Origin of the sequence: Shewanella amazonensis SB2B (assembly GCF_000015245.1) — a bacterium.
GTDB lineage: Bacteria > Pseudomonadota > Gammaproteobacteria > Enterobacterales > Shewanellaceae > Shewanella > Shewanella amazonensis.
Genome location: NC_008700.1, coordinates 1,594,973 through 1,615,441, shown reverse-complemented (window position 1 = coordinate 1,615,441; position 20,469 = coordinate 1,594,973). Strand labels below are relative to the sequence as shown.

Below are 20,469 nucleotides of genomic sequence, written 5' to 3'. Positions count from 1 at the left end.
TTGTGGGATACTTATCGGCTGCGGAGACTCATATCCCGAATTATGCTGCCCTCACTACAGAGGAGACCAGCCGAGGTTACCGCAAAGCACTCCGGTGAGCGAGCAAGCATCGGACAGACGACTAAAATAACAACTACATCCAAACAGGGCCCAAGCTATGATCAGTGTATTTGACATATTTAAAATTGGAATAGGTCCTTCCAGTTCTCATACGGTCGGCCCCATGAAGGCTGGCAAAGAATTCGTTGCCCGTGTGGAAAGCATGGGGTTGCTGGCACAGGTTGATGAACTGCGTGCCGAGCTGTTTGGCTCATTGGGCCAAACAGGTAAAGGCCACGGTACCGGCAAAGCCGTGATCCTGGGCCTCATGGGGGAAGATCCTGAAACCGTTGATACCGACGCTATCGATGGCATTCTGGCCCAGGTGTCGAGTCAGGAAACCCTGACGCTGGCACAGGGTAAAACCGTTAAGTTTACCCGTGAAGACGGCATCATCTACCACAGACGCAAGACGCTTCCCGCCCATGCCAACGCCATGACCCTCTATGCCTTTGCCGGTGGTGAGTGCCTGTATCAGCGTACCTACTACTCGGTAGGCGGTGGCTTTGTGCTGGATGAAGATCAAATCGAGCGTAAAAATCCGTCACCCGCCACGCCCATCAAGGCAGCACCTTATGATTTCAACAGTGCCCAACAGCTACTGGAAATGTGCACTGACAATGGCTTGTCGATTTCATCCCTGATGATGCAAAACGAGCTGACGCTGGCCAGCGAAGACGACGTCAAGGCGCGTTTGTGGCATATCTGGCAGACCATGAAAACCTGCATTGAGAAAGGCTACAAGAAAGAAGGCATGCTCCCGGGAGGGCTTAAGCTGCGCCGTCGTGCTCCTGGCCTTTATCGTCGCCTGCAAGCCGAAGGCCGCAACAACGTGGACCCGCTGAATGCCATGGACTGGGTAGACCTGTTTGCATTATCGGTGAACGAGCAAAATGCGGCCGGCGACCGTGTGGTAACGGCCCCCACCAATGGTGCTGCGGGTATTATCCCGGCGGTACTCTGCTATTTTGATACCTTTGTGCAGCAAGTCGATGTGGATATTTGCGCACGTTATCTCCTGACTGCCGCTGCCATTGGCATTCTGTACAAGAAAAACGCCTCTATTTCTGGCGCTGAAGTGGGCTGTCAGGGCGAGGTGGGCGTTGCCTGCTCCATGGCTGCTGCAGCACTCACCGAAATCATGGGTGGCACGGTTGAGCATGTTGAAAATGCCGCCGAGATTGGTATGGAGCATAACCTGGGCCTCACCTGTGACCCGGTAGGTGGCTTGGTACAGGTTCCCTGCATTGAGCGTAACGCCATGGGGGCAGTCAAGGCCATCAATGCCTCGCGTCTGGCACTTCGTGGCGATGGCAACCATAAGGTGTCTCTGGACAAGGTAATTAAAACCATGATGGACACCGGCCGGGATATGCGCAGTAAATACAAGGAAACCGCCAAGGGTGGTCTGGCTGTTAACATAGTTGAGTGTTAATTCTCACTCCATAAAAAATCCCGCTTGGTGCGGGATTTTTTATGGGCGCAAGCCAACTCAGCGGATTGGTAACTCTCTGTCGGCAAACATCTCTTCAATGAGTATGGGATCGCGCAGCGCGACGGCTTTCTCAACCACGTCACGGGTAAGGTGAGGTGCAAAAAGCTCGATAAAGTCATACATATAGCTTCTGAGGAAACTGCCCTTTCGAAAGCCAATCTTGGTGGTGGAATGGGCAAACAGATGGCTGGCATCGATGGCCACCAGGTCCCGGTCAATATTGGGGTCAATGGCCATGGACGCCAGCACCCCAACACCCAGTCCCAAGCGAACATAGGTCTTGAGCACATCGGCACTGGTGGCAGAAAAGACCAGCCTTGGCTCAAGTCCCGCGCGATTGAACGCCCGTTCAATCTCTGATGCACGGTCAAAACCGAACACGTAGGTCACCAGTGGATAACGGGCCAACTCTTCGATGCTGATTTGACTGCGCCCGGCAAGGGGATGATCCCGGGTTACCACGATGGAGCGATTCCAGTGGTAGCAAGGGAGCATGATGAGATCCGAATAAAGATGCATGGCTTCAGTGGCGATGGCAAAGTCCGCTTCGCCACGGGCAGCCAACTCACTAATCTGTGTTGGCGTACCCTGATGCATGTGCAAGTTCACCTTGGGATAGCGTTTGATAAAGCCCTTGATGATGTGCGGCAGCGCGTACCTTGCCTGGGTATCGGTAGTGGCAATATTCAACTCACCCTGATCCGGCTTGGTGTACTCTTCTGCGACTTTTTTGATACTTTCAACTTTGCCCAGAATATCGTTGGCGATGGCAATCACTTGCTCACCAGCCGGTGTTACGTGGGTTAAATGCTTGCCACTGCGTCCAAAAATTTGGATGCCCAGCTCATCTTCGAGCATACGAACCTGTTTGCTGATCCCCGGCTGGGACGTGTAGAGGTTTTCTGCCGTGGCGGACACGTTCAGGTTGTGGTTAACCACTTCGGCAATGTATCTGAGTTGTTGAAGTTTCATCTCACTTCCTTAGCCACTCCCAAGGGGTGGGAGGCTAATCTTAAGCTGGCTATCTATAATCATGGGTTATAGTACACCGATTAAATTAAATCAAACAGGAATAACAAAACCCATTCGCCCAATTTGAGCGACATGTCCCCCAAGCTGCGCTAAGATATCTATGCTAGTTTATTGATTTATTGTAGCATTGGCTGAATTGTAACAATAATGGACGACCTATGTTATTAATGATCCTGCTCGCCTGTGGGGCCTTGTTGCTGCTCATTATTGGAGTCAACGTCGTTCAGCAGCAAAAGGAACGTGCAGAGGCCGAGCGGCGTACAGAAGTTGCACGACAACGGGCGATTATCGATGAGACCGAAGGCGTACTTTCCAACACAGGTATGTTTCCCTGCAGCACCCATGTCGTCATGGTGCTTTATCGACGCATCCAGGAAGCCCTGGCGGTGGCAGTCGATCTGAGCACGGGGCAACCCAAGTCCGATTACCAACGTCGATTAATTGATGTTCAAAGCCAAATCGAAGGCATGAAAGGCGCCGTGAATGTACCACCTGTTGAAAGCTTTCGCTTACCGGATAACGACAAGCAAATTCTGGTGATTGTGCAAACCCTCAAAAAACTTAAAGCCATACTGAGAGCCGAGCACAATAAAGGCAAAGTAGACCCCATGATTTTTGCCGATGAAGAGGCCCGGGTAGACAGTCTGCAATTGCGTATCAACGTCGAGTCCATGATTTCGCGCGCAAGGGCGGCCTGTTACATGAAACAGTATGGCTCTGCCAAGCAAATGGTGACCAAGGCGCTATCAACCCTGCACGCGATTAAGGCACAGACCCCGAACGATCCTTTTATTGGTCGAAAAGTGGATGAAGCCAAACAGTTGCTTGATGAAATCATGGGCGCCCAGAAGCTGTCCCAGCCAAGCGCGCCCAGCTCCCGCAAGGAAGGTGACGATTTGGATATGCTGTTCCAACCCAAAAAGAAATGGTAACGCCATCATTGATTACATCCCTCCCACATAAAAAAATCCCCGCATTGCGGGGATTTTTTTATATGGCCAACCTGAGAAGGGTTGGCCGGTAAAACATCTTACTTGGACTCAACCCATTTGCCGTCTTTGAAGTGAGCGCTCCACCCGGTGGCCTTACCATTGACTTCAGTGGCCACATATTGCTCCTTGGTCTTACGGCTGAATTTCACCAGCGCCTTGTTACCCTCGGCATCCTCAACAGGCGCATCGGCCAGATACTGGTACTTGGGCCACAGGGCTTCACGGTATTTCTTCAGTTCTTCCACCAAAGGCGCGCGGGTTTCCCGTGAGCGTGGGAAAGTACTGGCCGCAAGGAAGATCCCGGCAGCGCCGTCTCTGAGCACAAAATAGGCGTCAGACTTGGTACATTTCAGCTCAGGAAGATGGATAGGATCCTCCTTCGGTGGCGCAGCTTCACCATTTTTAAGGAGCTTACGGGTATTTTTACAGCTCTCATTGGTACAGCCGAAATACTTGCCAAATCGGCCGTTTTTCAGCTCCATATCACTGCCACAGCGGTCGCACTCGATAATAGGGCCTTCATAGCCTTTAAGCTTAAATGCGCCTTTTTCGACCTCATAACCGTCACACTCGGGGTTATTACCGCACACGTGAAGTTTTCGGGTTTCGTCCAGCAAGTAGGAGTCCATGGCCATACCGCACTTGCCACAGCGGTGCATGGCTCTGAGCGCATCGGTCTCGGCATCTTCACTGCTGTCGCTGATGGCTTCTTCACCCGGCGTCAGATTCAGGGTCGTCTTACAACGCTCTTTGGGGGGCAAGGCATAACCTGAACAGCCCAGGAACACACCTGTGGTGCCGGTACGGATCCCCATTTGGCGGCCACAGGTAGGACAGGGGATATCCGTCAGCACCATTTGATTGGGGCGCATACCGCCAGCATCGGGTTCAGCCTCGGCTTTCTCCAGCTTGGCAGTAAAACCGCTGTAAAAACCGTCCAGCACGCCTTTCCAGTCTTTGTCGCCCTTGGCAACATCGTCCAGGGTCTGTTCCATTCCCGCCGTAAAGTCGTAGTTCATCAGCTCGCTGAAGCTTTCGACCAAACGCTCGGTGACAATCTCACCCATTTTTTCGGCGTAGAAACGGCGGTTTTCCACCTTCACGTAGCCACGGTCCTGAATGGTCGAGATGATGGCTGCGTAGGTTGATGGACGGCCAATACCGCGCTTTTCGAGCTCTTTAACCAGTGAGGCTTCGCTGTAGCGCGCTGGGGGCTTGGTGAAGTGCTGCTTGGGATCCAGTGCCTTAAGCGAGAGCATATCCCCCACCTGCACATCCGGCAGGGTATTATCTTCTTCGTTCTTTTTCTTCAGTGCAGGTTGTACACGGGTCCAACCATCAAATTTGAGAATACGGCCGCTTGCCTTGAGCTCATAATCGCCGGCTTTGGCAGTTATCCGGGTCGCATCGTAAACGGCAGGCGTCATCTGACAGGCCACAAATTGCCGCCAAATCAGCTCATAGAGCCGCTGCGCGTCCCTTTCCATATCGATCAGGGTTGCCGACTCTACCTTAACGTTTGAAGGACGTATGGCTTCGTGAGCCTCTTGTGCACCCTCTTTACTGCCGTAACGAATAGGAGACTCGGGTAAGTACTTACTGCCAAATTCCTTTTCAATGTGCGCTCGCACATTTTCAAGCGCTTCCTGGCTCAAATTGGTTGAGTCAGTACGCATATAGGTGATGTGACCCGCTTCGTAGAGCCTTTGGGCCAGCATCATGGTCTTCTTCACCCCAAAGCCCAAACGGGTGCTCGCCGCCTGTTGCAGGGTGGAGGTAATAAAGGGAGCGCTTGGTTTACTGGAGGTAGCCTTGTCCTCACGGTCAGTGACGGTGAAAGCCGCTTTTTCAAGCGCATTAACCGCCGCCATGGCCTCTGATTGAGTAACAGGTTCAAAAGCCTCATTCCGATAGCGACTGACCTCCATCACCAACTCAGCCGCCGCGGGTGTACTCAGGGTAGCATGAACATCCCAAAACTCTTCCGGCACGAAAGCCTTGATTTCAGCTTCACGCTCAACCACCAACCGCACTGCAACCGATTGCACGCGACCAGCAGACAAGCCCCGGGCCACTTTTTTCCACAGCAAAGGCGATACCATAAAGCCCACTACCCGGTCTAGGAACCGGCGAGCTTGCTGGGCGTTAACCATATTGGTGTTCAAATCAGTGGGACGGCTAAAGGCCTCCTGAATAGCGCCTTTGGTAATTTCGTTAAATACCACGCGCTTATATCTTGACTCGTCGCCGCCTATCACTTCCTGCAAATGCCAGGCAATGGCCTCCCCTTCTCTATCCAAGTCGGTTGCGAGATAGATTTGGTCAGCGCTGCTGGCGAGAGATTGCAGTTCTTTGACCACCTTCTCTTTACCGGGGAGTACCTGGTAGTTGGCTTGCCATCCATGTTCGGGGTCAACACCCATTCGGGCAACCAAGGCTTGCTTGTCCTTTTGAGCCTTGTATTTGGCCTTTTCTTCAGGATTCATCTTGCGAACTTCGGCAGCTGACTTGGTGCTGGCTTTGCCTTCGGCGGCAGACGAGGTTGGCAGATCACGAATGTGGCCAACACTCGATTTCACAATAAATTCTTTACCAAGATACTTGTTGATGGTCTTGGCTTTCGCCGGCGATTCGACAATAACGAGCGATTTACCCATAGCTTAATTTGCGCCAAAATTCTCGAGAAGGTAGAAATTGGCCCCATATATAGAGGGTTGAAACGGCAGTTTCAAGCGCTTCCCTCAGATATCAGGACCAGCGAGTCACTTTTTAATCAATAATGAAAAAAATGTTTAAAAATAACTTTGCGTAATTAAAAACTAATATTTCATATTCCGCCAGCAAGCAAGCAATAGTTATGCAAATCTGGCAATTGTCACGACTTTTGCTGTCTTTGGGCAACTTGTGAAGCAGGATTGTCCCAGTATACTGAGGCCTTCATCACAAAAAAAATCGAAACAAGAACCAAGCTCGAGCCCCACTGAGGACAAGCAATGAAGCACTTTGAAGCAAACTTTGATGGACTGGTTGGCCCTACCCACAATTATGCCGGTCTGTCTTTTGGTAATGTCGCCTCCCAAAGCAATGCCGCCCAAGTTTCAAACCCCAAAGACGCTGCCAAGCAAGGCCTGAAAAAAGCCAAGGCATTAGCCGATATGGGCATGGTGCAAGGTATGTTGGCCCCACAGGAGCGCCCGGATATTCATACACTGCGCAGAGTGGGATTCACGGGCTCTGACGCCGATGTGCTCTCTCAGGCAGCAAAGGCCTCACCTGTGCTGCTGCAAGCCTGCGCCAGCGCGTCCAGTATGTGGACCGCCAACGCGGCGACAGTTTCTCCGAGTGCTGACAGTGACGATGGAAAGCTCCATTTCACACCAGCAAACCTGGTAGACAAACTGCATCGCAGCATTGAGCCTGTCACCACAGGTAATATATTGAAAGCCATTTTTACCGATGAGCGGTATTTTGCTCATCACCAACATCTACCCGAGCACCCACATTTTGGTGATGAAGGCGCTGCCAACCATACCCGCCTGTGTCATGATTATGGCCAGGCTGGCGTTGAAGTCTTTGTCTATGGTCGCAGCGTTGCCGACCTATCCCGTCCGGCGCCAGTAAAATATCCAGCCAGGCAAACGCTGGAAGCCTCGCAGGCCGTTGCCAGATTGCATCAGCTCAGTGATGATCGCACCGTCTACATGCAGCAGAATCCCGATGTTATCGACCAGGGCGTCTTTCACAACGATGTGATTGCAGTGGGTAACCAAAATGTGCTCTTTTACCATGAGCAGGCTTTTTTGGAGACCCAGGCGAAACTCGCTGAAATCGATAAAAAAATGCATGGCAACATGTATTTTATCGAAGTTCCCACTGCCAAGGTGAGTGTACAGGATGCAGTAAAGAGCTATCTCTTCAACACGCAGATAATTACCCTGAGTGACGGTAACATGGCTATCATAGCCCCTACCGATTGCCAGGAAAATCCAGCAGTCCATGCTTATCTTAATGAGCTGGTCACTCTGAATACGCCCATTAAGGCGGTACATTATTTTGATGTGAAGCAAAGCATGCAAAATGGCGGTGGTCCTGCATGCCTGCGCCTGCGGGTAGCCATGAATGAGACCGAACTGGCGGCAGTGAACCCACAGGTAATGATGAACGATGCGCTCTTTGCCCGTCTGAATCAGTGGGTCGATAAACATTATCGCGACCGTCTGAGTACTCAGGATTTGGCTGACCCGCAGCTATTGATGGAATCACGGACTGCACTGGATGAGCTGACGCAAATCATGAAACTTGGCAGCGTGTATCAATTCCAACGTTAATACAGATTTTGGCTGAATGCCCCACAGAAGCCGCTGCAGAAGCGGCTTTTTTATCACATCTCTTTTCTCATTTATGAACTCACACAGGCTGTTAATCAGTAAGCACTAAGACCATCAAGTGCACTGGCTCAGATTTGTGCTCAAAAGTCCCCAAAGCCTCTGCAGATGTTTGTGAATCAATAAAAAGAAAGGCCACTCTTAGAAGTGGCCTTTTCGTATTTTTGAATTGTGAACTCTAAATCAATAGATGTTTACAGGGACTGTCAGTACCTCGGTGGCCGTACCGCCTGGGGTGGTAACAGTCACAGAGAACACGCCGCTCTCAGGTTGGTCTGCCCCCTTCACGGTCACGGAGAATTGTCTCGCACCATTGTAGTTACTGCTGGGCCAGGTGTAGCTGGCGGTACTGGCAATCGAACCCGTCGATGTAGCGAATTGAACTTTAGTTCCTGCAGGCATCTGCTGATTGTGCAAATCAGAGATGGCAAAGACCACAGACGCAGTCGATTTACCGTTAATGTCGATGCTGCCGCCGGTTGACACACCATCACGGTCGTCAATCACCACATCGTCTGCTGCAGTCGCAAAAGCCTCACTGCCTGACATCACCAGCACCAGACTGCGTCTGACGAAGAGTGACTGAGCATCGACACTTGCGCAGCCGGCATGGGCAGGCACTGAGCACAGCACGCCATTGTATTTGCTATCTGCAGCATCAAATTGCCCGTCTTCGTCAAAATCAACGAGCTCTTCATTTTCGCCACCGGTTTGACCACCCGCTTGCTGAGGGTTGAATATGCCATCTTCGTTATGGTCGACAAAGGCATCAGCCAAATCGTAGCTGTCGCCGCTAACATCGGTTCCATTTAAGAAGGCATCCATTTCCGCAGCATCAAATCGGCCGTTACCGTTGGTATCAGGGAAGGACTCTTCACCTACAGCGGTGGCGGTAATGGTTGCGCGGCCGCCAAACTTCTGGCCATAGAAGCCGTAATAGCGACCACCATCTTCTACCAACACAGGCGTTGGGTTACGAACCATGGCGCCCGAACCGTCGATAAGCGTCACGCCGCCAGGCCTGGCATTTTGACTGCGCCATACGACAGTACAGGCTCCATTAGCAGTGGTACAGGACGGGTCTATTGAACCACCTTCAGTGGTGAAATAAACCGCCGTTCCATCTGGCACTGGGTTGTTAAAGGCATCCGCAAGACGCGCTGTCACCTTCACTTCGGTGCCATCAATATCCCAGCCTTCAGCATTCAATACTTCGGCAGATAAAGAGAAGCTGTCCTGATCGGGCTTACCGGTAGAAATCACCAGCACGCTGGATTGGCTCGAAATAACCGGGTTGGTGCCGTCAATCGATGCAGTAACTCGCACCGTAGTTGCCACTGCACCGGAAGTTACCACTGTTTGGGCAATGCCCTGGCTATTGGTAGTGGCTGTGGCTGGGCTTAGCGTCAGGCCCCCCACGGAGGTGTTTAACGTGAAAGACACAGCCTTGTTGGCCACCGGGTTGCCATTGGTATCTAGTACCTTGAACTTCACAGTGGATGACTCATCACCACCCGTGCCCTTGATACTGATATTTTCAGGAGTTGCTCCGACAAAGACAATACTGCCAGCATCTGCTGCAAGCACATTCAATGTGCCAGTCGCTGACAGGTTCTTGCCACCTACATCTGCTGAGACACTGATATTGTCATCACCCACACAACCTTTAGCCAAATAAGTGCTGGTCGCGATACCACCAACGGCAGTAATTGGGCTACTTAGCTCAGCTTGCCCCTTGGTCGCACAGGTTGACGAGAAGCTGACACTGACAGGTTCGGTAAAGAGGATACCCTGGTCATCTTGAAGCTTGACAGAAACCGTCGCAGTACCGCCTGCAGAAATAGCACTGGCGCTCACAGAGGCCTTACCCGCAACAAAGTCGCCTTCAGCAGTTCCCATCAGCACATTGCTGGCGCCAATCACAAACACTTTCTGGCCGCTTTCACCGGTTGAAAGAGTCGCTGTAGCCTCGGCAGCACCAGGTTGACTGCCTGCATAAATATCGACACTGGCCTTGCCGTTTGCATCTGTAATCGCGGTTTTAATCGGCAAATCGCCAAGGGAAGAGTTGAATGTAACAATGACTGTCTTGGAAATACCTGAAACAGTGGCAACCAACTTGCCGGGCTTGGTGCTCGAAATGGTATCGGTTGGGGCACCATCTGCATCGGTAAGCGTCAAGCTCACCTGGGCTTCACCACCGGTTGAGCTTCCGCCGTCACCTTTCATGGTAAAACCAACAGGGTCGCTGGACTCACCGGTGTCGACACTCGCAGTGACTGTTCCTGCTCCGGCAATATCTGCCGTACTCAGCGTAATAGTGGCATTACCCTCTGCATCGGTCAGGGCTGTTCCTGTGGATGGGGTAAAAGTGCCTAAAGATGCGTTATTCAGTTTAAAGGTGACCAATTTTCCAGCTTTTGCACCAGAAAGCGATCCTTTAACATTTGCTGTCACTGTGGCCGGAGTATCTATGCCAATGGTGCTGTTGGAAGAGCTAAATGTTATAGCAGCTGTGACCGTAATTGTGTCTGTTGGAGGCGTACCACCATCCCCTCCCCCTGTATCTGAAATCGAACCACCGCCCCCGCAGGCTATTAATAAAAACGAGAGGAAGGTGGCCAACCATAACTTAAACGCTGACTTCATTGTCAGACTCCCTGTTACTCTAGTTAAAATACCTAAGCATTCCGCTTCTTACTTATAGGCTAACAATACACAATTTTCATGTAACTTTTCTATTACCCGATTCTTTTATTTCGTGGTTTTACCAGAAAACTTTAGTTAATTGCCCGTTTCCTCGGCACCGCTTTCTTGCTAGGCTTTTGTGCGCCAAAACACAAAAGCACAAAAAATAAACAGGAAAATCTATGGCTGCTGCACAATCCAGTAAAATTGGCCTGACAGGCAAGATCTTAATCGGCATGGGCGCCGGTATTTTGATAGGTTTGCTCCTTCGTAACTTTTTCGGCGGCAGTGAATGGGTTCAGGACTACATCACCGAGGGTTTTTTCCATGTGATAGGCACTATATTTATCAACAGTCTCAAGATGTTGGTTGTGCCTCTTGTCTTTATTTCACTGGTCTGTGGAACCTGTTCTCTGAGTGAACCTTCCAAGTTAGGCCGACTGGGCGGTAAAACCCTCGCGTTTTATCTGTTTACCACCGCTATCGCACTGGTCGTGGCAATCTCTGCTGCGGTACTTGTCCAGCCCGGCAATGCCTCTCTGGCATCTGAAAGCATGCAGTATTCGGCCAAGGAAGCCCCCAGTCTGGCGGATGTGCTGATCAACATAGTGCCATCCAACCCAATGAAGGCGCTGAGCGAAGGAAATATGCTGCAAATAATTATTTTTGCAGTAATTTTCGGTTTTGCCATATCACACATTGGTGAGCGCGGACGCCGTGTGGCGGCCCTGTTTGATGACCTCAACGAAGTCATCATGCGCGTGGTAACCCTCATTATGCAGCTGGCTCCCTACGGTGTGTTTGCCCTGATGGGGAAACTCGCACTGACCTTGGGTATGGAAACCCTTGAGAGCGTGATTAAGTACTTTATGCTGGTGTTGGTGGTGCTGCTGTTCCACGGATTTGTGGTGTATCCAACCCTGCTTAAATTGTTCTCCGGCCTGAGTCCACTGATGTTCATCCGTAAGATGCGTGATGTGCAGCTGTTTGCCTTTAGTACGGCCAGCTCTAACGCAACCCTGCCTGTCACCATGGAAGCATCTGAGCACCGTCTGGGCGCCGATAACAAAGTTGCCTCTTTCACCCTGCCACTGGGCGCCACCATCAACATGGATGGCACTGCTATTATGCAGGGCGTAGCGACTGTGTTTATTGCTCAGGTATTTGGTATCGACCTGACCATCACCGACTATGCCATGGTCGTGATGACAGCCACACTGGCTTCCATCGGTACTGCGGGCGTGCCTGGCGTTGGCCTGGTGATGCTGGCCATGGTGCTCAATCAGGTTGGCTTGCCGGTAGAAGGCATTGCGCTCATTTTGGGTGTGGATCGTATGCTCGATATGGTTCGCACTGCGGTAAACGTCACGGGTGATACAGTCGCCACTGTGGTGATTGCCAAGTCTGAAGGCGCCCTCAACGAAGCCGTCTTTAATGACCCCAAGGCAGGTAAAACCGCAGGCAGTTTTGATGCTGAGGTTCACCGCGGCGAATAAGCGCATTTTGAGAAAATGTGTCGGGTGAGTAATTCGCCCCTTTGCTTTTTAGTTAAAACCCCTGTTCCCCGCTAAACCCAAAATGTAAAAATCCACCTGCATAGCAGGTGGCTTTGACACGGCCCCCTAAAAGGGGGCTTAAAAACTAACCTTCTAGCCCCAATGCTATCTGCCGTTTCTCTTCTTCTTTGGCTGTCTTTTCTTGGTGCCGTACATATCTGCGGATTATCTCTTCATTCGCTCCTACCGAGTCAACAAAATAGCCTCTTTGCCAAAAGTGATTCCCCCAGAGCTTTTGCTTTCTCAAATACGGAAATTTCGCAAACATTCTGATTGCCGTTCTTCCTTTTACAAAACCCATTAAGTCCGACACGCTTAGACTCGGTGGAGTTCTGACTACTAGATGAACATGATCTTCCTGCACATTCAGTTCTACGACTCTGCATTTCTTCATGTTGCAGTAAACATAGATACTTCGATAAAGCTCTTTGCCAAGATTACCTTTTAGGATTTTGTACCTGTACTTCGGTGTCCAAACGAGGTGATACTGACAGCGATAGAACACGTGAGACGCGGATTCATATCTGCTCATGCTACTTACTCCTTGATTTGCTGGTAACAAACCGAGGGAGTATTTAGCATGGGCATTCTACGGGCAAAGCCCCACTAGAACGATCACCACCTCCATAGGAGGTGGTTTTAGAGTGACAATAAAAAAGGCGCCGATGGCGCCTTTTTTTATCTCTGTCTATTTATCTACCCCACCCGGTAAAATCTCTTCTACGGCAGGGCTCTGGGATTAACGCTCCCAATAAGACTCTTCCAGGCTGTCTTCCCGCTCCGGCAAAGCTCTGGATAAACGCGGGCTGTGCTGCGCCAGCACTTCATAGGCAACACGGTTGGCGTACTTGCAGATTTGTGAGAATGACGAATAGCAGAGGCCTTCGTTTCTGTGTTTACTGGAGCCGGGAACATTAACCTTGTGGAAATTATTCGCCGCCAGGTCATGGAGCAGTGCTGACAGTGCACCATCACCAGCGCCATTGGTATTGCGGATTTGTTCCGGGCCTCCCATATAGGGCGAAATATGCGCATACACCTTTATGGGCTCTCGGCAATCACGCTTACGCATCGGACGGGAAAACTCAAAGCGGTTGAACTCGGGAATCGCACCAGGCAGCAGCGTATGGCTGGTTTCACGCTTGTCACTGTCTTCGGTGTAACCTGCAGTATAAAGACCTATGGGACCCGCCGTTGTCAGCACCATGTCACACCACTCCAGCGCAGCCTCACTGGCAAGGAGGGGATCGGCAAAGCCCGTCAGGGCTTCACCTTCATCTTCGTTCATCGCCAATATGGTGACGTTGTCACGAATAAAGCCCTGCCACCACTCTGGATCTTCCTGAATAAGAAAGCGGGTACCGAGAGTCAGCACCACTGGGACATCGGCTGCCTTGGCGTATTCGATGGCTTTGAGTGCTGCCTGGCTCATGCCATCACCTTCGGCCGCCCGCATCAGGTAGGCCGTCAGTACCAGCGCCGCACTGCCCTGCACCACATCCTTATCGATAAAGTCCGGCGTCAGCTTGTCCATGGCGCCTTTGCTGATGGCAAAGGTACGCTCACCGCAATCTGAAATCAGGGTAAAACAGCGGCCAATAGGCCCGTCTACCGGCTGCAAGTGATTCAAATCGACCTTGGATGAGGTGTGGCAGAGGTAACGATAGGCGTAGCTGCCCACTTCGATAGACTTGCTCATTACCCCAAACAGCACTGAGCGATCATCAGCCAAAATAGAGTAGTTGTGTACTGTGTTACCAATAGTGCCACCGGCAAACTCGTCGCTGATAAGGTTATCACGCTTGAGCTCCTCATAGAGCGCGTGGGCGGTGGCGTCATCAATCAGGGTGGAATTACCTTTTGGCAACTGATAACGCACCAACAAGTCTTCGGCGACCTTGGCTTCAATGTCCACCAGGGTCTGGTCAATACCACTGATATAGGTCTGCTTTGGCTGAGGTTGCTGAGTCAACTGCTCAAGCAGCGGATCTCGGGTATTCACGGGGAAGTAATGTTTTGACTTGCGCTGGCCAGGAAACTTCATAACGGGATCTCTGTTCTTTGCCTATTTGCACTATGGCAGAGTTGCACTTGCCGCATCCATGCAGGTCATGGTCCGGAGCCATGCCTGGCACCGCACTTAAACAAGTAAAATTGATTTTAGGCCGGAGCGATATTCATCGCCAAAAGGCGGGGAGATCCACGCAAAAGAAAGCTGCAAATACCGCCGCCTGGCTCAAAGGCGGCAGATTCTATCATATTTTAAGATACTGACCAGTGATGAGCGCAGCGCCATCAGCCAACTTGCCAGCCGAGGCTCTGCTCTCTGACCAGTTCAGCCAGCAATCGGATATGGCCATCGTCGTCGTTCAGACAGGGAATGACTCTATATTGCTCGCCACCGGCGTGGATGAAGGACTCTTTACCCCCTTCGGCAATCTCTTCGAGCGTTTCCAGGCAATCTGCCGAAAAAGCAGGACACATAATGTCCACCTTCTTAACGCCCTTGCCCGGCAGGCTCTCGAGCAACTCGTCGGTATAGGGAGTCAGCCACTCTTCTTTGCCAAAGCGCGACTGAAAACAGACCTGCCATTCGTCATTGCCAAGGCCAAGGTCTTTGGCAACGAGCCTTGCGGTTTCCTGGCACTGGGCCTGATAGGGATCACCTTCGGTTATGTACCTCAGCGGCACGCCGTGGAACGACATCAGTAAGAGTTCAGCTTTACCGTCAGCGTCCCAAAGACGACGAACAGAATCAGCCAGCGCCCGTATATACAGCGGATGACGGTAATACTCGCGCACCATGCGCCAGTCTGGCAGGCGTCGCCAGGATTTGAGCACGCCGGCAACCCCATCGAACACACTGGCCACCGTAGAGCAGGAATACTGAGGATACAAAGGCAACACCACGACACGGTCTATACCCTGGGCTTTGAGGCGCTCCAACCCCTGGCTCAGCGACGGTGAGCCATAACTCATCCCAAGTTCAACCGGGACTTCATGGCCGTAGAGGCTGCTCAGTTCGATGGCAAGCTTCTCCCGCTGACGCTGGCTAATGACCATCAGCGGTGAGCCCTCATCCCACCAGATGCTTTGATACAGTTTGGCGACTTTGGCAGGACGGGTATTAAGAATGATGCCATTCAGAATCGGTTTCCAAATCCAGGGGGATAAATCCACTACCCTGGGGTCGCTCAAAAATTGCTTTAAAAAACGGCGCACAGAAGGGGCGTCGGGGGCATCTGGGGTGCCCAGATTGACTAGGAGTACTCCAAACATTGGCTTTTCCTGGCTCACATCTCACCTCAAATTGGCAAACTTTGGTTTAGCCTATCATAGGCCAAAAAACAAAAAAGCCTGTTTTCACAGGCTTTTCTACAAAGTGCGATCTCTGGCTATCAGCTCAGGGCAGCCTGGATCAACTTGCTGACCTCGGCCACGCTCTGGGTACCGTCAAACTTGGTGTACTTGGTGTTACCTTCGGCGGCAACCTTGCCATAGTAATCAACCAATGGCTTGGTTTGCTCGTGGTAAATACCCAGACGCTTACGCACTGTGCTCTCTTCATCATCCGGACGGATAACCAGATCTTCACCGGTCACGTCATCCTTGCCTTCCACCTTGGGTGGATTGAACACAACGTGATAAACACGGCCTGAGCCTGGATGTACGCGGCGACCGCTCATGCGGTTCACAATTTCTTCATCAGGCACGTCAATTTCAATCACGTGATCGATGCTGATGCCATTGGCAGCCATGGCATCGGCCTGAGGAATGGTGCGTGGGAAACCGTCCAGCAGGAAACCGTTGGCGCAGTCGTCCTGAGCAATGCGCTCCTTCACCAGACCGATGATCAGTTCATCAGAAACCAGCTGACCTGCGTCCATCACTTTCTTGGCTTCCAAACCCAGGGGCGTACCGGCTTTGACCGCTGCACGCAGCATGTCGCCGGTAGAAATCTGGGGGATTCCGTAGTGTTCCATGATGAACTGAGCCTGGGTACCTTTACCGGCACCTGGGGCGCCCAATAGGATAATGCGCATCGGGGAGTCCTCTTAAATTCGCATCGATATTCTTCTTAGGGCGGCGATCTTCGCACATAAACCCGCGCTTTAGAAGGCCTGCTCTTTCGACTTTAGCCTCAGTTGGCATAAAAAAGTGCCTAAATCGGCGCAGGCTTTTATTCAGTAAAGCAGGCTGTAAAGTTTGCGTCTGAAGCCATTGGCGATACTGCTGCCCTGCCCCATGGCCGTTAAAATACCCATAAACGCTTGTTTTACTTCACCGCCTTCAGCGCCGAGATCCCGTTGAAGCACGTCAAAGAGCAGCTCCAGCGCTTCTTCTTCACGCTTGGCCTGTGCCAACGCCCTGGCAAGCTCAATCCGCAGCGCCTGATTGTCGGATTCATTGGCGAACCGGCTTTGCAGCTCCCTAACCTCTGGGGTATCCGCCGCCTCTCTGGCCAGCGCGAGTTTTGCCTTGAGGCTGTGGTAATGGGCGTCCTGATCGGCAAGACCCACAGCGGCCAAACGCAGCTCAGCGCTACTGAGCTCGCCCTGTGCAATTTCCGCCTCTGCCATCAGCAGCGTCCACTCGGCGCCTATGGCTGCAGCATCCATTTCGATGCTCTTAAGAAGCGCCAAGGCATCCGCACCTTGTCCATCGGCCAGTGTTTGCTTCGCCTGCAGCAATACTTGCTTCCAGGCCTGAGGCAGGTGCTGAGACAGCATGGCATCAAGCTCTGCATCGGTTTTATCGCCGGCAAAACCGTCGACCGGTTGGCCCTGGCTTATCACCAGCACAGTTGGCAACGCCTGAATGCGAAAATAGGATGCGATTTCCATCTCTGTTTCACAGTTCACTGTCGCCAGCACACCGCGACCCTTTATCACCTGCGCCAGGCGAGTATTCATCGCCACGCTGTCTGGGTGTGACGGCGCGAAAAAACTCAAGACGATGGGCGCTTCGAGCGATTGTTCCAGCACGGACTGGATATTGTCCCGGGTCAGCGCCACGCCAGCCATGGCAGCACTTTCCTGTTGAGGTATCCCTTGAGTCATAGGTGCTTCCCCTGAATGTAAAAAGCCATTATCAAAAAGACAAACGGGGGCATTCGCCCCCGCAATCAGTTTAGCCAACCGATTTAAGCAGCATCTGGTTCACCAGCTTGATGAAGGCAGATGGGTCTGCCAGGCTGCCACGCTCAGACAGGGTCGCCTGTGCGAGCAGCATTTCAGCCCACTCGGCGAAGGCTGTTTCATCCTGCTCCTTATCCAAACGGGCCACCAGCGGGTGTGTTGGGTTAAGTTCAAGCGTTGGCTTGGATTCAGGTACTGGTTGACCAGCGGCCTGCATCAGCTTGATCATCTGGCTCGACATTTCGCCTTCCCCTGTCACCACACAGGCGGGCGTATCGGTCAGACGGGTCGTGATTTTCACGTCGCTGACTTTATCACCCAGAGCAGACTTGAATCGCTCTACCAAGGGCTCAGACTCCTGGGCCAATTTCTCCTGCGCGGCCTTCTCGGCCTCGTCTTCTAGGGCGCCGAGATCCAGATCGCCGCGGGTCACAGAGTGCAGAGCCTTTTCTTTATAGTCGTGCAGGTGGTTAATCAGCCACTCGTCGATGCGCTCAGACAGCAGCAGCACTTCGATGCCCTTCTTCTTCAACAGCTCCAGGTGTGGGCTGTTGGCCGCGGCCTCGTGGCTGTCGGCCACTATGTAGTAAATCTTTTCCTGACCTTCCTTCATGCGGCCGATGTAATCATCCAGCGACACTGACGGCGTCGCATCACCCGTGTGGGTTGAGGCAAAACGCAGCAAACCGGCAATACGCTCACGGTTGGCAAAATCTTCCGCCGGACCTTCTTTGAGCACGGTACCAAACTCTGCCCAGAACTGCTGATACTTGTCGGCATCGTCTTTGGCCAGCTTTTCCAGCATCGACAGCACACGCTTGGTCAATGCCTGACGCAGATTGCGCGTGACTTTATTGTCCTGCAGGATTTCGCGGCTCACGTTCAGCGGCAAGTCGTTGGAGTCAATCAAGCCCTGCACGAAACGCAGGTAAGATGGCATAAACTGCTCAGCGTCATCCATGATGAACACCCGCTGCACAAACAGCTTCAGCCCATGCTTGCGGTCACGGTTCCACAGGTCCCAGGGGGCCTTGGCCGGGATATACAGCAGGCTGGTATATTCCTGATTACCTTCAACCTTGTTGTGGCTCCAATCCAGAGGATCAGCAAAGTCGTGGGAAATGTGCTTGTAGAATTCTTTGTACTCTTCGTCGCTCACGTCTGACTTGCTGCGGGTCCACAGGGCGGTGGCCTTGTTCATAGCCTTCCACTGACCTTCGGTGGCAGGAATCTTCTCGCCATCGGGACCGTCACGCTCAGGGGTGCCTTCCTGATACATCTCTACCGGGATGGAGATATGATCTGAGTACTTGGTGATGATGGAACGCAGGCGCCAGTCATCGGCAAATTCCTTTTCTTCATCACGCAGGTGCAGCACGATTTTGGTGCCGCGCTCAGCTTTGGTGATGGTTTCGACGCTGAAGTTACCTTCACCTTCCGACTCCCACTTCACCCCTTCGTCGGCGCTATGACCGGCGGCGCGGGTAAACACCTCAACGCGCTTGGCGACGATAAAGGCCGAATAGAAACCCACACCGAACTGACCAATCAGCTGCGAGTCTTTGGCGCTGTCGCCGGAGAGGTTTTTAAAGAACTCGGCAGTACCCGATTTGGCGATGGTGCCCAGGTGTTCGATAACGCCATCGCGGGTCATACCAATGCCATTGTCTTCTATGGTCACTGTGCCCTTGTCTTTATCGGCACTCACACGTACCCGCAGCTCACCGTCACCCTCATACAGGCTGTCGTTGGTCAGCGCCAGGTAACGCAGCTTGTCAGCGGCGTCGGCGGCATTGGAGACCAGTTCACGCAAAAAGATTTCTTTGTTGGAGTACAAAGAGTGGATCATCAAATGCAAAAGCTGTTTGACTTCTGTTTGAAAACCATGGGTTTCTTGATGCGACATCTCAGTTCCCTTTTTTTCAGTGTTACAAAAACATTCAGGTATTGGGGCATACTGCCCGGATAGAACAGAAATGGGGGCGATGAAACACTTTTCAAGGGGAAGGGTGCAAGCGAGATTTGAGCGGGCAAAAAAACAACAAAAACGCCCCGGTAACGCGGGGCGTTTTGCATCATTAACGGGTTTAAAGCGGCAAGCGGCCGTTAAAGCTCAGCGCGAGGGTGGTGCTGTCGACGTACTCAAGCTCACCGCCGACGGGCACACCGTGGGCAATCCGGCTCACCGCTACCCCTGCTCTGCGGGCAATATCGGCAATGTAGTGTGCCGTGGCGTCCCCTTCCACGGTAGGGTTGGTGGCCAAAATCAGCTCACTGATACCACCGCCGACCAATTGGCCTTCAAGGAGAGAAAGCCCCAGCTCCTCAGGCCCTATGCCGTCAAGGGGAGATAAGTGCCCCTGCAGCACGAAATAGCGACCCTGAAAATGGCCACCGGACTCGATGGCCAGTACATCCGCCGGGGTTTCCACCACACACAGGGTGTCGGCCTCTCCGCGCCTACTGCTGGAGCAAATCGGGCACAGAGACTGTTCGGTGAAGGTACGGCACTTTTGGCAGTGGCCCACGTCACTCATGGCCCGGGACAGGGTATCGGCCAGGCGGATGCCCGCTTTACGATCGCTTTCCAGCAGCGCAAAGGCCATGCGCTGGGCCGATTTAGGCCCCACTCCCGGCAGGCAACGCAGACTTTGAATAAGCTCATCCACCAGCGGACTGAATTTCATGGGAAGCGTTTCCTCAGAATGGCATCTTCATGCCGGGAGGCAGTTGCATGCCACCGGTCACTTCCGCCATCTTGGTTTTCTGGTTTTCTTCAACACGGCGGGCTGCATCGTTACAGGCTGCGGCTACCAAGTCTTCCAGCAGCTCTTTATCGTCTTCCAGCAGACTTGGGTCGATTTCTACTTTGCGTACATTGTGAGTACCTGTCATGGTCACTTTCACCAAGCCGGCACCGGACTCACCTGTGACTTCCATGCGGGCAATTTCTTCCTGCATCTTGGCCATTTTTTCCTGCATCATCTGGGCTTGCTTCATCAGGTTGCCCATTCCGCCTTTTCCAAACATACGCTTAATCTCTTTCGGTTGAGGCCCGCAGCCATGCGGGCAAAATGAATTTGT

15 protein-coding genes are annotated in these 20,469 nt (G+C 52.3%); 4 read left to right on the top strand and 11 right to left on the bottom strand.

All coding sequences use genetic code 11. From position 1 onward, the window contains the following. Positions 1–157: 157 nt before the first annotated feature. Complete coding sequence (locus tag SAMA_RS06920) at positions 158–1,534, top strand: L-serine ammonia-lyase (RefSeq protein WP_011759440.1); 1,377 nt, start codon at positions 158–160, stop codon at positions 1,532–1,534. A gap of 57 nt (positions 1,535–1,591) precedes the next feature. Here SAMA_RS06920 and cysB read toward each other — a convergent pair whose 3' ends face one another. Further along, positions 1,592–2,566 carry an HTH-type transcriptional regulator CysB gene (gene cysB, locus SAMA_RS06915; RefSeq protein ID WP_011759439.1) on the bottom strand — a complete coding sequence of 325 codons (975 nt, stop codon included), beginning with the start codon at positions 2,564–2,566 and terminating at the stop codon, positions 1,592–1,594. 218 nt (positions 2,567–2,784) lie between these two features. Here cysB and SAMA_RS06910 point away from each other — a divergent pair, with 218 nt between their 5' ends. Further along, entirely contained in the window at positions 2,785–3,558 is a 774-nt protein-coding gene (locus SAMA_RS06910) for a hypothetical protein (protein ID WP_011759438.1), read from the top strand. Between the two features lie 98 nt (positions 3,559–3,656). On the opposite strand, the gene topA is transcribed toward SAMA_RS06910, so the two are convergent. After that, positions 3,657–6,275: a type I DNA topoisomerase gene (topA, locus tag SAMA_RS06905; RefSeq protein ID WP_011759437.1), complete on the bottom strand. Its 2,619-nt coding sequence runs from the start codon at positions 6,273–6,275 to the stop codon at positions 3,657–3,659. A 336-nt stretch (positions 6,276–6,611) separates the two neighbouring features. Between topA and astB the strand changes: the two genes are divergently transcribed. Then, the gene (astB, locus tag SAMA_RS06900; protein ID WP_011759436.1) at positions 6,612–7,946 is read left to right on the top strand and encodes an N-succinylarginine dihydrolase; all 1,335 of its coding nucleotides are present in this window, start codon (positions 6,612–6,614) and stop codon (positions 7,944–7,946) included. A 240-nt stretch (positions 7,947–8,186) separates the two neighbouring features. On the opposite strand, the gene SAMA_RS06895 is transcribed toward astB, so the two are convergent. After that, positions 8,187–10,652, bottom strand: a complete 2,466-nt coding sequence (locus tag SAMA_RS06895; protein WP_011759435.1) for an Ig-like domain-containing protein — start codon at positions 10,650–10,652, stop codon at positions 8,187–8,189. A gap of 221 nt (positions 10,653–10,873) precedes the next feature. Between SAMA_RS06895 and SAMA_RS06890 the strand changes: the two genes are divergently transcribed. Then, on the top strand, positions 10,874–12,187 hold the full coding sequence (locus SAMA_RS06890; protein WP_011759434.1) for a dicarboxylate/amino acid:cation symporter: 1,314 nt from the start codon (positions 10,874–10,876) through the stop codon (positions 12,185–12,187). Between the two features lie 145 nt (positions 12,188–12,332). Here the strand turns inward: SAMA_RS06890 and tnpA are convergent, their stop codons facing one another. The 8 genes from tnpA to SAMA_RS06850 all read right to left on the bottom strand — a co-directional run bounded on the left by tnpA (position 12,333) and on the right by SAMA_RS06850 (position 20,415). Continuing rightward, complete coding sequence (gene tnpA, locus SAMA_RS06885; protein WP_011758714.1) at positions 12,333–12,779, bottom strand: IS200/IS605-like element ISSham1 family transposase; 447 nt, start codon at positions 12,777–12,779, stop codon at positions 12,333–12,335. A 207-nt stretch (positions 12,780–12,986) separates the two neighbouring features. Continuing rightward, positions 12,987–14,291, bottom strand: a complete 1,305-nt coding sequence (locus SAMA_RS06880) for an inosine/guanosine kinase (RefSeq protein WP_011759433.1) — start codon at positions 14,289–14,291, stop codon at positions 12,987–12,989. Positions 14,292–14,542: 251 nt separating this feature from the next. Next, a complete protein-coding gene (gene hemH / locus SAMA_RS06875) occupies positions 14,543–15,526 on the bottom strand; it encodes a ferrochelatase (protein WP_011759432.1) in 984 nt (327 codons plus the stop codon). Between the two features lie 119 nt (positions 15,527–15,645). Next, on the bottom strand, positions 15,646–16,290 hold the full coding sequence (gene adk / locus SAMA_RS06870) for an adenylate kinase (protein WP_011759431.1): 645 nt from the start codon (positions 16,288–16,290) through the stop codon (positions 15,646–15,648). 141 nt (positions 16,291–16,431) lie between these two features. Then, a complete protein-coding gene (locus SAMA_RS06865) occupies positions 16,432–17,307 on the bottom strand; it encodes a tetratricopeptide repeat protein (protein ID WP_011759430.1) in 876 nt (291 codons plus the stop codon). Between the two features lie 70 nt (positions 17,308–17,377). Then, a complete protein-coding gene (htpG, locus tag SAMA_RS06860) occupies positions 17,378–19,291 on the bottom strand; it encodes a molecular chaperone HtpG (RefSeq protein ID WP_011759429.1) in 1,914 nt (637 codons plus the stop codon). A gap of 181 nt (positions 19,292–19,472) precedes the next feature. Continuing rightward, positions 19,473–20,072 carry a recombination mediator RecR gene (gene recR / locus SAMA_RS06855; RefSeq protein WP_011759428.1) on the bottom strand — a complete coding sequence of 200 codons (600 nt, stop codon included), beginning with the start codon at positions 20,070–20,072 and terminating at the stop codon, positions 19,473–19,475. 13 nt (positions 20,073–20,085) lie between these two features. Continuing rightward, the gene (locus SAMA_RS06850) at positions 20,086–20,415 is read right to left on the bottom strand and encodes a YbaB/EbfC family nucleoid-associated protein (protein WP_011759427.1); all 330 of its coding nucleotides are present in this window, start codon (positions 20,413–20,415) and stop codon (positions 20,086–20,088) included. Between the last annotated feature and the right edge of the window lie 54 nt (positions 20,416–20,469).

What these genes read in the sequence shown, in the direction of transcription:
- SAMA_RS06920 (WP_011759440.1), top strand. Translation starts at nt 158, where the DNA reads ATGATCAGTGTATTTGACATATTTAAAATTGGAATAGGTCCTTCCAGT.
- cysB (WP_011759439.1), bottom strand. Translation starts at nt 2,566, where the DNA reads ATGAAACTTCAACAACTCAGATACATTGCCGAAGTGGTTAACCACAAC.
- SAMA_RS06910 (WP_011759438.1), top strand. Translation starts at nt 2,785, where the DNA reads ATGTTATTAATGATCCTGCTCGCCTGTGGGGCCTTGTTGCTGCTCATT.
- topA (WP_011759437.1), bottom strand. Translation starts at nt 6,275, where the DNA reads ATGGGTAAATCGCTCGTTATTGTCGAATCGCCGGCGAAAGCCAAGACC.
- astB (WP_011759436.1), top strand. Translation starts at nt 6,612, where the DNA reads ATGAAGCACTTTGAAGCAAACTTTGATGGACTGGTTGGCCCTACCCAC.
- SAMA_RS06895 (WP_011759435.1), bottom strand. Translation starts at nt 10,652, where the DNA reads ATGAAGTCAGCGTTTAAGTTATGGTTGGCCACCTTCCTCTCGTTTTTA.
- SAMA_RS06890 (WP_011759434.1), top strand. Translation starts at nt 10,874, where the DNA reads ATGGCTGCTGCACAATCCAGTAAAATTGGCCTGACAGGCAAGATCTTA.
- tnpA (WP_011758714.1), bottom strand. Translation starts at nt 12,779, where the DNA reads ATGAGCAGATATGAATCCGCGTCTCACGTGTTCTATCGCTGTCAGTAT.
- SAMA_RS06880 (WP_011759433.1), bottom strand. Translation starts at nt 14,291, where the DNA reads ATGAAGTTTCCTGGCCAGCGCAAGTCAAAACATTACTTCCCCGTGAAT.
- hemH (WP_011759432.1), bottom strand. Translation starts at nt 15,526, where the DNA reads ATGTTTGGAGTACTCCTAGTCAATCTGGGCACCCCAGATGCCCCCGAC.
- adk (WP_011759431.1), bottom strand. Translation starts at nt 16,290, where the DNA reads ATGCGCATTATCCTATTGGGCGCCCCAGGTGCCGGTAAAGGTACCCAG.
- SAMA_RS06865 (WP_011759430.1), bottom strand. Translation starts at nt 17,307, where the DNA reads ATGACTCAAGGGATACCTCAACAGGAAAGTGCTGCCATGGCTGGCGTG.
- htpG (WP_011759429.1), bottom strand. Translation starts at nt 19,291, where the DNA reads ATGTCGCATCAAGAAACCCATGGTTTTCAAACAGAAGTCAAACAGCTT.
- recR (WP_011759428.1), bottom strand. Translation starts at nt 20,072, where the DNA reads ATGAAATTCAGTCCGCTGGTGGATGAGCTTATTCAAAGTCTGCGTTGC.
- SAMA_RS06850 (WP_011759427.1), bottom strand. Translation starts at nt 20,415, where the DNA reads ATGTTTGGAAAAGGCGGAATGGGCAACCTGATGAAGCAAGCCCAGATG.